Below are 11523 nucleotides of genomic sequence, written 5' to 3'. Positions count from 1 at the left end.
TTTCAAGGTATTAGCCTAATTTGGTGTCGTGACAATTTGAAACATTTGCATTTCATCGTCTCCAGCTAATTGTCGGATCAGCGCTTTGTCACCTGACATCACAGCAGCGATTTCAGCATCGGTTATGCCATTAGCCCTCATTATGCCTTCAGGATCTTGTAAATATGCTTCTAATAAGGCTGAGTCGGTCCCTAATTGAGTAAAAAATTGGCTTAAATTAGACATTTTATGTCCTTATATTTTAGTTTTTTGTCTACCAAACATCATATTATCCGAGATCTGTTTCTGTTATCGCTAATTTAGCTAACATGTCATAATTTAATGACAATGCTTTACTCGGTGGTATAAGTAAAGTACTGATTGTGGTTAAGGCTACATGGACTAAATCAGCCAGTTTCACCCATTCAATTCTGGGGGCGTGAACCGCTAAATTTGCCGCTTCATAAATCGCAACTTTATGCTCAAGGCTGTACCACTGGCTTAAATGATCAACCAATAACTGGATTTTAGCCTTTGTGGTGCCAAATTGAGTTAAGGTGTACTCCCCCGCTAAGGCTATTTGCCATAATACAAGATGCGCACTAGTGTCAGGTTGGTGCAAGTACAACATAAACTGGGTTGCTTCGTAACTTTGATGGCCACAACGTCCAGGGTCTATCCCTAAATCTGCCCATAAACATGCCTCTGCAGACACCCCTGGAAGCATTTTTGCTGTAAACCCTTCAAGGCGAGCTTGCTCAATGGCCATATGCGATACGCAGGAGAACACACCTGGATGGCCATACAAAGCGCATACCACTTTTTTATTGGCGTTAACTTCAGTGATTATCACGTCAACCATTTGCTGATAAGTATCACGCCGATTTTTAGTTTCACCATTCTGAGCATAATAAGGCTGTAATGAACGCACATCGTTATTGAGCGTGTGCAACCATCGTTGGGCAAAACCATCTGGCACCAACGAAAACACCACATCAGCACGCTGAATGTAACTCTCACTGAGTTTACCTATTTGCCCGGCCAGTTGGATCCCCGTGCCGACAAAAATTAATTGGCCGGTTTTTGCAGGATCTAAAGAGGATGAAAGTGGCTTGATTTGCATGGTTGCATCTTCTTATTGGTGCTTGTTTAAAAAACTGAGCATTCAAAAGAACACTCGAGTTAACCCTTTGATTAATGTTCATGCTACCGTTTAAATTAAACACTTTAATGACTATTTGCCAACATTACTACTACACAATTCGGTAAAGCCACTTGTATTGATCAGCACAACTTAGCCTAGTTGGAGCCTTTAAAACGATGAACAAATTAATATAAAATCAATAGATACTAAATGTTCAGCAGGCATAAGTGCTTTGAAACAGTGATGAGTATAATTGTGGCAAAAAAGGTTGAACGTTCAATTTATTGGCAAAATAACGGAACTAACTCCTCGATATTCACTCAAAAACACAACATCTTATCATCGGCCCTTGTCAGCATAGGGACAGCTTGGGTATGATGACCGACAGAATTTAGGAAGTAGCGCAGACAATGATAAACAAAAAACAAAGTCTTACCCTTGTAAGCGCAGTAGCGCTTTCATTATCTATGAGCGGATGCAGTGTTTTCGATTGGCTAATTTACAAGCCTGATATTCCGCAAGGTAACTACATGGAGACGCAACAAGTTGAAAAACTTCGCATCGACATGACCAAAGAGCAAACTGAATACATTTTAGGTCGTCCTGTTTTACGTGACAGCTTTGCAGATGACACTTGGTATTACGTTTACCATTTCAAAAGTGGCCGAAATGCCAAAATCACTCATAAAGAGTTAATTGTTCATTTCACTGACAATAAAATATCGAGTGTAAAAGGCGATTATGATTTAAGCAGCGAGTTTTATACTCCGCTTGAGCTTAGCTCTTTACCTTCGGTAAGCGAGGCTGACTTAAAGCCGTTACTGCCAGAAGAGCGCCCAGATGCAAAACCATTGGTTGAAGAAAACCGCCCAACGTTAACTAATCAACCAGAACAAACCAATGAGCCTGGTTAACCGCTAACCGATGCCAACAAAAAAAGCAGAATCATTTGATTCTGCTTTTTTGTTATCAATCACGCTCAAGATTAACTGACCTTAGCACCGGTAATTTTATTTATCCGGCCTTCATCTTTAGCTTTTTCAGCTCGCTTACGGCGCACATCTTTAGGATCAGCAATCAATGGTCGATATATTTCAACCCGCTGGCCAGGTACGAGTACTTCATCATGTTTTGCCACACGGCTAAATACACCCAATTTGATGTCATCAAGATTAATTTCAGGAAAAAACTTAACCATATTACTCTGCACTACTGCGTCAATAAAAGTCGTCCCTGGAGCAACCATAACCGTGATGATTTTTTGCTGCTTAGGTAATGCATAAATAACATCAACTGCAAATTTTTCTGTTTCACTTGTCACGATAAATTACCTTTGCTCTGTCAGTAAATGCCATCACCATCGATGACATAAGATCTTTAAAGATTTTTCCAAATGCCATATCAACCAACATATTTGAAAATTCAAAATCTAAATTAAACTCAACCTTACAGGCATCTTCTGTCAGCGCAGTAAACCGCCATAAACCATGCATGTATTTAAAAGGACCATTTTCAAGTTCAAGTGTAATGGTTTCAGCGTCAACAACTTGATTACGTGTAGTAAAGGTTTTACTGATCCCAGCCTTACTTACATCAACCGATGCCACCATGGTTTTGCCGTCAAATTCAAGTACCTTCCCCCCAACACATCCGGGTAAAAAAATATGATACGACTCAACATCATTGACTAAATCATACATCTCTTTAGCACTAAACCTAACCAGCATACTTTTGGAAATTTTGGGCATCTGACATCACTATAAATAAAACAATTAGCCGATTTTATCACGTTAATCAAAAAAGGCATCCGCCAAGGCGCTAAATCTCATGGTTGATAGCACAATGGGCAATAAACTGGGTATAATCGTTGAAATATCATAAATCTCCCCCATATCTCTTATATCAATGGTGTAAATTTATAACATTAATATAATAGCGTTTATTAAATGGGCTAACTGCTGACTGTCTGCTTACGCAAAGAGCGCCATAGCGACAATCACAACGGTAAATAGAATGGTAAAAAAGAATTCAAAATCAGCAAAAAATGCCCCAGCAACTATCGCACGAAATAAACGTGCCACGTTTGAATACCGCATCGAAGACAAAATAGAAGCGGGATTGCAGCTTATGGGTTGGGAAGTCAAATCCATACGAATGGGCAAAGTAAACTTAGCTGATTGTTATGTATACATAAAAGAGGGTGAAGCGTTTATGCACGGTTGTACTATTCAACCGCTTAATACCGCGTCAACCCATGTGGTTTGTGATCCAATCCGCACTAAAAAACTCCTATTAAAACGCAGCGAAATAGACAAATTAGCAGGTTTAATTGAGCGTCAGGGTTACACTTTAATACCGCTATCCATGTACTGGCGCAAAGGCGCTTGGGTAAAAGTAGAAATTGGCCTAGGTAAAGGTAAAAAAGACCACGATAAGCGTGAAGACACCAAAGAGCGTGAGTGGAAAATTGAAAAAGCTCGCGTGATGAAAAAAGACAAAGCCAACGGCTAGTTTTATTAATAGCCCTTTGAACTACATCAATTTATACGTATACAAAGGCTATTTCGCACAGATTGTGAACAAACGATTATAATTTGTTAATGGACACTAGGTATTCGTCAAACAACACGTTATGATTAACTTAATTGGGGGCGATTCTGGATTCGACAGGATTCACGAAACCCAAGGAGCATGTCGAGGGGCGGTTGGCCTCGTAAAAAGCCGCACCGTTATAGTTGCAAACGACTCTAACTACTCTCTAGCAGCTTAGGCTAGCTAGCCATCAGCCACACGTTTAGCACTTGGGCAGTGGATTTTGATGGTCACCTTACATTGTGCTAGCGAGGGAACTCCGTCCGGGGGTGAACCGCGAAACAGTACCGGACTCACCAAGTAGCATCCTGTCTTTCGGAGACTGCTTGGTTAAATAAAAGAGAGACTAAACATGTAGCGCCGAGGATGTAGGCTTTCTGGACGCGGGTTCAAGTCCCGCCGCCTCCACCAATTAAAACAAGGGCTTAGCAGCAATGCTAAGCCCTTTTTCTTTGTAAGTGGCGGCAAAATGCCCACAATGAGGCGGTTAATTTAATCGTCGTCCCAGCAATGCTTTTAGCCAGGATCCAGGCGTTTGCTTTGTACCTGTGGCAGGCTGTTGATTAGATTGAAGTTACGGACTTACCCAATCGGACCAATACGACTTGTTTTAAAAAATTGAATTAAAAACATAAAGTAGATTAAAGTATCAAACTTAAGGACAAAGTTAGGTAACCTCGAGCACAATCATCAAGTGCACCATTTAGGGAAGAAAAAGCCGTTCAATAGCATGTGCCCATAAGCTCCCTTTTTAAAGTTTACTCTGACGCAACTAATTATGGTAGATGAATCAGTGACACAAATTGTTGGCAAGGTCGCTGCTACGTTAAAGCAAACCCCAATTAGTTTAATTCGACCTAGAGGCTATAAGGCCTAAATTTAACACAACACAAGGAAGTGAATATGACAACAACACTAGATAAAGACGGCCAACCATATAGCCGTATGAACTTTAAAGGTAATAAACAAAAAGCACTTTGCTCATTAAAAGGGCTGTTAACAGGCATCGTCTGTGATACAAAATTAAAGCCAACCGAATTACTATTTTTGAACGCCTGGTTAAAAGACCATGAGTTTTTACATGATGACCCTGATTCGGTTGATTTAATAGATGCGCTAGAAGATGTACTTGAAGATGGCATTATGACTGATGAAGAACATGAAGATATTTTTTGTTTAGTTGAAGATGTGATTGCTTATAAAGAGTTAGATAACTCTTGTTGTAAAGACCATGTCAATGTTCTTTTAGGTATTTTGAAAGGGATTAGTGCTGATGAAGAGATTAATGAATCAGAGGTGTTATTTCTAGAAAAATGGTTATCAAGCAACCCTGATATTAGTGATGTTTGGCCTGTACCACTGTTAACTACCAAAATTGCCGAAATACTGGAAGATGGCATTATCACCAGTAAAGAGCGAGCAGAGCTTTATCAGTTAGTCAATTTAATCACCGGTAATGACTTTAATGAAACGGGTGATGCTTCTGACAACCCTACTCAGCTGTTTGATATTGTTGAAACTATCACTCATAAAGATTATGGCTTCTGTTTTACTGGTAAGTTTAGAAGTGGCACCCGCAGCGATATAGAAACAAAGGCCAGTAACCTAGGTGCTATCGTTATTAAAAAAACACCTACCCTCGCAACACACTATGTCGTAGTAGGTTCGCTATCAAGTCGCGATTGGGCATATTCAAGCCATGGACGTAAAATCGAGCTGGCTAAAACTATGCAGGCCAAAGGACACAAGATTTATATTATTTCAGAAGATCAGTGGTTAGCCGCTATTTAACTTTGATGAAACGTTATTTACTAATGTGGATGTACATTGTAATAAGTCGATCGGTGTCTTCGATAGTGTTCAACACTTTGAACCCATGATGTAGATATAGGTTAATTAACCTAGCATTATCTTCACATTCTAAAATAATGGCTCTACCGCCCACTAATGTTCTGACTTGATCAATGACAGAGTACACTTCGTCAAGAATGTTTTCTAATGCTAGTGGGTTACTTTTGACAGTGTAATTTTTGGCTAGTTGACCGATAAGAAACACGCGGATACGCTCTACATCTTTACGCATACCGTCGAGTTTTTTTATCTGAGCTTTAGGCACATCAAATCCGCCTAAAAACAATTCTTTAAATGAAATTGAAAAATAAGCCAATATAAAACCAGTTTCGTCATCAAGAATTAAGTATGTTCTGGATTGATCGCTTTCTTCAAACCGAATAGCTTTGTTAGGTGAGCGTATAAATTCTTCTACGTCGGGATTTTTAGGGCAGGTAAAATCAGAAAAGAGCTTGGAAGTTTCTTCTTTCCCAAACTCTTTTAACAAGTCTCCAAGGTGGACAACCGTTGTCTTAATAAGCTGATTCCTTTGACTTTATCTTTTTTATAATCACGTACTTTTACAGTAACCACATGCGGGTTGTTAAAGTCGCTTTTTAATTGTTGTACACTTTTTCTATCAGTAACAACAAAATCTTTGTTAAATGACGCAGTTGCCATAGCTACCACCTCTTTTGATTAATATTGCTTCAAGGTCAATATTGACCTGTTCGTCAATTATACAATTTTGTAAATCAAATACAACCTTTTGTGTCGATAAGTGTTGTACAGTGTCGATGGTGCACAATGTGAAACCTTAAAACTGTTTAATCTTGCGTGTAGGAAATATTTTGTTAAGAGATTCTTGTTATAGCTTCACTAGTTCATCTAGTACGGGGCACTCGAGACTATTACATGTGAGTAGCCAGCCCATAAATGGCGATGGAAAGCCATATGGCGCTGCTGATAGCCCTCTTTTTTGGAGGGCTTTGTTATTTTTACCACCCCCAAAATATCTTCATCCCTCAAAATGATCATTGATAGGTCTTTATGTCAGTTAGAAACCTAAAAGACGGTAGCGACAAACCTTGGATTTGCGAGTGCTATCCTAATGGTCGTGATGCTAAACGCATCCGTAAGAAGTTGCCACTAAAGGTGAAGCGACAGCTTTTGAACTGTACACAATGAAAAAGGTGGACGAAAAACCGTGGCTGGGTGAAAAATTGATAATCGTAAATTATCGGAACTGATTAAGCGTTGGTGTGAGTTACATGGCCAGCAACTCGCACAACCTGAAACCCGTTTAAGAAAGTTACAGTTAACCTGTCATGGTATGGGGGATCCCGTTGCCAGCAAGATAACCATTAACCACTTTGCCAATTATCGACAAATGCGACTGGATGGTGAGATAGAAGATTTTCAAGGTAAAAAATCCAAGGTTAAGCCAAACACGATTAACCACGAACATGCCTATTTGAACGCAGTGTTTTCTGAGTTAAAGCGCTTAGGCGAATGGACTCACCCTAACCCGCTTGAAGGTTTACCTCAGTTTAAAATTGAAGATACTGAACTTGCCTACCTTTACCCTGAAGAAATACCCATAGTATTAAAAATTTAGTGGGGTCTAAAAATTTAAAAAATTAAATTTAGTGGGGTCAGGGTAAACTTTTATAAAAACACTTCAATACTTGTCCCTCAAACCAATTTCTGTCCATATATGAGTTAAATCTTTAAATAACAAACAAGGTTGAATCGAAGATAGCTATACGGCGGATGTAATCGCGGCTATGACCTTCGAAAACATGGATGTTTTCGTAGAGCGCCCAGGGATGGGTTTACCGCGTGTCATAGAAGTGATTTCATTGAGTATCGTTGCCTAACATCTTATTTTTGTTTGAGTTAATAGCTCTATCTGGCCTATTTCCATTGGCCACTCTTGATCTCGTTTGGCCTAAATCATAAAAAGCAAAACACCTGGATCCCGGCTCAAAAGCATTGCCGGGACGACGTCCTATTTGGCCGCGCAGGGGGGGATTGCTGTCTCAAGTGTTAGTGGCCGAAGACCATAAAAAGCAAACACCTGGGTCCCGGCTCAAGAGCATTGCCGGGACGACGTGAGAGTTAGGACGATATTAAAGTTAGGTGCATAAGACAGTAGCTAACATGACTTTGTCAAAAAATACGCTAGATCTTTCAATTACAAACACAAATACAAACAAGGTTGAATCGAAGATAGCTATACGGCGGATGTAATCGCGGCTATGACCTTCGAAAACATGGATGTTTTCGCAGAGCGCCCATGGATGGGTTTACCGCGTGTCATAGAAGTGATTTCATTGAGTATCGTTGCCTAACACCATAATTTAGTCTTATTTGAATTTTTATAAATTTTCCATCCCAAAATGCGTTAGATAGCATCTAAAGTAGCGACTTACTCTCATTTGACACTCATACTTGGTGTGAGCGAAGGGCCACAACGTTAGTGGCCGCAGGCCATAAGTGAATAAGCAAAAAGCAAACACCTGGGTCCCGGCTAAAAAGCATTACCGGGACGACGTGAGAGTTGGGACGACGAGAGTAGAGACAATTAAAAGTAGCTGACAAGTATTTATCAAAAAATACGCTAGATCTTTCAATTACAAACACAAATACAAACAAGGTTGAATCGAAGATAGCTATACGGCGGATGCAATCGCGGCTATGACCTTCGAAAACATGGATGTTTTCGCAGAGCGCCCATGGATGGGTTTACCGCGTGTCATAGAAGTGATTTCATTGAGTATCGATACCTAACACCTTAGTTTCTTTGAGTTAAATGTTATAAAACATCCCTATCCTGAAATGCGTTAAATCTTTCAATTACAAACACAAATACAAACAAGGTTGAATCGAAGATACCCATACGGCGGATGTCATCGCGGCTATGACCTTCGAAAACATGGATGTTTTCGCAGAGCGCCCATGGATGGGTTTACCGCGTGTCATAGAAGTGATTTCATTGAGTATCGTTGCCTAACATCTTATTTTTGTTTGAGTTAATAGCTCTATCTGGCCTATTTCCATTGGCCACTCTTGATCTGGTTTGGCCGAAAACCATAAAAAGCAAAACACCTGGATCCCGGCTCAAAAGCATTGCCGGGACGACGTCGTATTTGGCCGCGCAGGTTGGAATTGCAGCCTGAAGTGTTAGTGGCCCAAAACCATAAAAAGCAAACTCCTGGATCCCGGCTCAAGAGCATTGCCAGGACGACGTCGTATTTGGCCGCGTAGGGTGGAATTGCAGCCTGAAGTGTTAGTGGCCGAAAACCATAAAAAGCAAAACACCTGGATCCCGGCTCAAGAGCATTGCCGGGACGACGTCGTATTTGGCCGTGCAGGTTGGAATTGCAGCCTGAAGTGTTAATGGCCGAAAACCATAAAAAGCAAACTCCTGGATCCCGGGTCAAAAGCATTGCCAGGACGACGGGAAGGGGTTAACAAGCTTTTTTAAATTATCAACGGTTGCTTAGTACACTGATTTAATGAGGCGGCAACTACCCTGACACAGGGGGGAACTGGCGTCCATCAAAAATCCCCGGTGATATTGCTATCAGCGGGGATTATTATGCATCGGGCTTTAGCTCATTTGTTGCTAAGCTAAAGTCACTCACTCAATCGCTTAGCTTTGTTTTTTAACAAACTGCGATTTCAGCATCATTTGGCCGTTGCCATCAACTTTACAGTCAATGTCATGATCGCCGGCGACAAAACGGTTGATAACTGCTTTAGTGCCCACTTTAAGCACCAGTGACGTGCCTTTCACTTTAAGATCTTTAATTAAAGTGACTTTATCGCCTTCTGCTAACAAGTTGCCCACGGCATCTTTTAAAATAATGGCATCTGGGTCAACCACTTCTTCATTTGGGTTCCATTCATTAGCGCATTCTGGGCAAATTAATAACGTACCATCAGAATAAGCGTAAGGAGATTCACACTTTGGGCATGGCGGGATGACATCACTCATAAATTCATTCTCTGTATATTTAGCTTAAATAAAACAACACTGAGGTAGCAATATATTGTTCTAAAAGCATTTTCGATTGGCATGAGATGGTAATGACAACCACCCCACCTAGATTGTAATAGTATTATAATGTCATTATCACAAATTAACTAGCCTAGGCCGCAAAGTGGTTTCACTATTTGGGACTAAAGACGATGAATTAGCTTTTCACTTGTGGGTTGGGTCGACCTTGATTGTCACCAAAACTCACATCGTGTTTTTCAAGGTATTCACGAATAAGCTGACGCGTGACTTGAGATGGCGTTAAATCTTGTGCGGCGCAGAGTTGTTCAAATGCCTGCTTTTTTAGCGGGTCCATTAAAACAGTAAAACGGGCAGTTTTGTTTTCCACTGGTGATGACCTTTAATTGCAACATGATAATTTGATTATAATGCAGTGATAGGTTAAAGGCCATATTTCACAACCGATATTCAAGGGTGCTTAGCAATACAAGTCGCATCGCTAAGCAAAATTACAGTGGCAGTTTATGCCATGCTGGCTAACTGTTGTTTAAGCTCATTAAAACTCGGTCTGGCGTTTAAGTTAGCATGCAAGCAATCATGCACTAATTGATGTAACGCTTCTGCCTTAGGGCTAACAAGGTGATCAATCAGATTAAGCATATCTTCAATCATGTAACCCAATGCCCTTACCTCAATAGCTTGCATTAACCCACGACGCTCTGGGCTAAACTGCCTTAAGTTAGATGCGGCGCCAAAGTCACCAAATAGCACATTGTCTTGTTTGTTTATCATGGTGTTATGAGCATAAATATCACCATGGCTTATCCCATTTTGATGTAAATGCGCCAAAATATCGGCCATTTGAGTCGCGATTTTAATGATACATGACTCACTAAAGCGTGTGTTTGGCTCAAAGGTATCGCGGCTGCAGGTTTGCAGCGAAGGTGGCAAACCTAGGTTGGCGTAGTCGGCAGGAATAAGCTCCATGACTAGCCCCAACTGCTCTGGCTGATTAATCTGAGCCACCACATTGATTAAATTTGGGTGTTCACCAGCACTTAAACAACAATCGAGCTCATCTGCAGGATAGCCATCACTGGTTACCATACCTTTAAATAATTTTATTGCCACATCGTTATCGGCAAGTGCAGTTAACGCAGCAGGCAGTAACTCAGTATGTAATCGTGCCTGGTATATCAAACCAGAGGCCCCCTGCCCTAGCAGCTTACCTAGCTGGCACTGGGATAATTTAACAATAGGGACACGGGTATTTTCGCAATGCTCTACATGGCTAAATGCATTTCCGGAAAAAGCCAGCCATGCCAAATTAGGCAGGCTAAATAACCAGTCCGGTAACGTGGTAAGTTGATTGGCAGACAAGCGAATTAATGCAAGTTGATGACAATTTGCCATGCTCTCCGGCAGTGACGTAAGTCGGTTACCTGCAAGCGCGAGCTTTTCAAGACGATAACATTGACCAATACTGTCTGGCAGTTGCACTATCTGATTGTCGGTTAAAATTAACCAGCGGGTTTGTTTTGGAATTGATGCTTCTGACACCTGTTTAATTTGATTAGCCTTAAAGCCAATCATCTCTAAATTAGGGCATTGACCTAATACATCCGGTAAATAGGTAAACTGGTTGTTCGACAAAAACAGAATTTTAAGTTGATGTAAATCAGCAAAATTGTCAGGAAGCGACGACAATTGATTGTCGGTTAAATCAAGCACTTCTAACGTATCTGCTAACTCAAATAATTTAGCTGGGAACTCACTCAGTCCTTGCGCGATTTTGACTCGTGTTTGTCCGTGCAATAAACCATCATTGAGTTGTTCTAGTGTGTGCATAACGCTTCTCTGTACCTAAAATTGCCGACATAGTAATAGACTGCACTCAGGGAGACAAATTTATGGCAAAAAAAGACCACAGTAAAAACTGTGGCCAAGACGGATGCTAAAAACACAAATTGGG

At 40.7% G+C, this 11523-nt stretch carries 14 protein-coding genes and 1 other RNA gene; 6 read left to right on the top strand and 9 right to left on the bottom strand.

What is annotated here, in order from left to right; translation table 11 throughout:
* Positions 1 to 15: 15 nt before the first annotated feature.
* Together K8B83_RS08715 and K8B83_RS08710 are read right to left on the bottom strand one after the other, a co-directional pair.
* A complete protein-coding gene (locus K8B83_RS08715; protein ID WP_188741226.1) occupies positions 16 to 225 on the bottom strand; it encodes a hypothetical protein in 210 nt (69 codons plus the stop codon).
* Between the two features lie 43 nt (positions 226 to 268).
* The gene (locus K8B83_RS08710; RefSeq protein WP_223419607.1) at positions 269 to 1102 is read right to left on the bottom strand and encodes an SAM-dependent methyltransferase; all 834 of its coding nucleotides are present in this window, start codon (positions 1100 to 1102) and stop codon (positions 269 to 271) included.
* Positions 1103 to 1533: 431 nt separating this feature from the next.
* Here K8B83_RS08710 and K8B83_RS08705 point away from each other — a divergent pair, with 431 nt between their 5' ends.
* On the top strand, positions 1534 to 2037 hold the full coding sequence (locus K8B83_RS08705) for an outer membrane protein assembly factor BamE (protein WP_188741224.1): 504 nt from the start codon (positions 1534 to 1536) through the stop codon (positions 2035 to 2037).
* 71 nt (positions 2038 to 2108) lie between these two features.
* Here the strand turns inward: K8B83_RS08705 and K8B83_RS08700 are convergent, their stop codons facing one another.
* Positions 2109 to 2444: an RnfH family protein gene (locus K8B83_RS08700; RefSeq protein WP_188741223.1), complete on the bottom strand. Its 336-nt coding sequence runs from the start codon at positions 2442 to 2444 to the stop codon at positions 2109 to 2111.
* Positions 2434 to 2871 carry an SRPBCC family protein gene (locus K8B83_RS08695; protein ID WP_188741222.1) on the bottom strand — a complete coding sequence of 146 codons (438 nt, stop codon included), beginning with the start codon at positions 2869 to 2871 and terminating at the stop codon, positions 2434 to 2436. The genes K8B83_RS08700 and K8B83_RS08695 overlap by 11 nt, the downstream gene beginning before the upstream one ends.
* A gap of 265 nt (positions 2872 to 3136) precedes the next feature.
* On the opposite strand from K8B83_RS08695, the gene smpB reads away from it, so the two are divergent.
* From smpB to K8B83_RS08680, 3 genes are all read left to right on the top strand, one after another.
* Positions 3137 to 3634 (top strand): SsrA-binding protein SmpB, encoded by a 498-nt coding sequence (smpB, locus tag K8B83_RS08690; protein ID WP_188741221.1) that lies wholly within the window; start codon positions 3137 to 3139, stop codon positions 3632 to 3634.
* Positions 3635 to 3770: 136 nt separating this feature from the next.
* Positions 3771 to 4126: a transfer-messenger RNA gene (ssrA, locus tag K8B83_RS08685) on the top strand.
* A gap of 492 nt (positions 4127 to 4618) precedes the next feature.
* Positions 4619 to 5506, top strand: coding sequence for a BRCT domain-containing protein (locus K8B83_RS08680; protein ID WP_223419604.1), 888 nt, complete (start codon positions 4619 to 4621; stop codon positions 5504 to 5506).
* 13 nt (positions 5507 to 5519) lie between these two features.
* Here K8B83_RS08680 and K8B83_RS08675 read toward each other — a convergent pair whose 3' ends face one another.
* Together K8B83_RS08675 and K8B83_RS08670 are read right to left on the bottom strand one after the other, a co-directional pair.
* Entirely contained in the window at positions 5520 to 6053 is a 534-nt protein-coding gene (locus K8B83_RS08675) for an acetyltransferase (RefSeq protein WP_223419602.1), read from the bottom strand.
* Positions 6047 to 6226: a hypothetical protein gene (locus K8B83_RS08670; protein ID WP_223419600.1), complete on the bottom strand. Its 180-nt coding sequence runs from the start codon at positions 6224 to 6226 to the stop codon at positions 6047 to 6049. Before K8B83_RS08670 ends, K8B83_RS08675 begins: the two co-directional genes overlap by 7 nt.
* 541 nt (positions 6227 to 6767) lie before the next feature.
* On the opposite strand from K8B83_RS08670, the gene K8B83_RS08665 reads away from it, so the two are divergent.
* Both K8B83_RS08665 and K8B83_RS21635 read left to right on the top strand, forming a co-directional pair.
* On the top strand, positions 6768 to 7163 hold the full coding sequence (locus K8B83_RS08665; RefSeq protein ID WP_449618989.1) for a phage integrase: 396 nt from the start codon (positions 6768 to 6770) through the stop codon (positions 7161 to 7163).
* Between the two features lie 1653 nt (positions 7164 to 8816).
* The gene (locus K8B83_RS21635) at positions 8817 to 8948 is read left to right on the top strand and encodes a hypothetical protein (protein ID WP_263283591.1); all 132 of its coding nucleotides are present in this window, start codon (positions 8817 to 8819) and stop codon (positions 8946 to 8948) included.
* 255 nt (positions 8949 to 9203) lie between these two features.
* On the opposite strand, the gene K8B83_RS08660 is transcribed toward K8B83_RS21635, so the two are convergent.
* The 3 genes from K8B83_RS08660 to K8B83_RS08650 all read right to left on the bottom strand — a co-directional run bounded on the left by K8B83_RS08660 (position 9204) and on the right by K8B83_RS08650 (position 11399).
* On the bottom strand, positions 9204 to 9548 hold the full coding sequence (locus tag K8B83_RS08660) for a zinc ribbon domain-containing protein YjdM (protein WP_188738799.1): 345 nt from the start codon (positions 9546 to 9548) through the stop codon (positions 9204 to 9206).
* Positions 9549 to 9747: 199 nt separating this feature from the next.
* Positions 9748 to 9939, bottom strand: a complete 192-nt coding sequence (locus K8B83_RS08655; RefSeq protein ID WP_188738798.1) for a ribbon-helix-helix domain-containing protein — start codon at positions 9937 to 9939, stop codon at positions 9748 to 9750.
* A 134-nt stretch (positions 9940 to 10073) separates the two neighbouring features.
* The gene (locus tag K8B83_RS08650; protein ID WP_223419596.1) at positions 10074 to 11399 is read right to left on the bottom strand and encodes a protein kinase; all 1326 of its coding nucleotides are present in this window, start codon (positions 11397 to 11399) and stop codon (positions 10074 to 10076) included.
* Between the last annotated feature and the right edge of the window lie 124 nt (positions 11400 to 11523).

The sequence above is a fragment of the Shewanella inventionis genome (assembly GCF_019931735.1).
GTDB lineage: Bacteria > Pseudomonadota > Gammaproteobacteria > Enterobacterales > Shewanellaceae > Shewanella > Shewanella inventionis.
The sequence above is the reverse complement of the archived record's forward strand: the minus strand, read 5'-3'. Positions and strand labels throughout refer to the sequence as shown.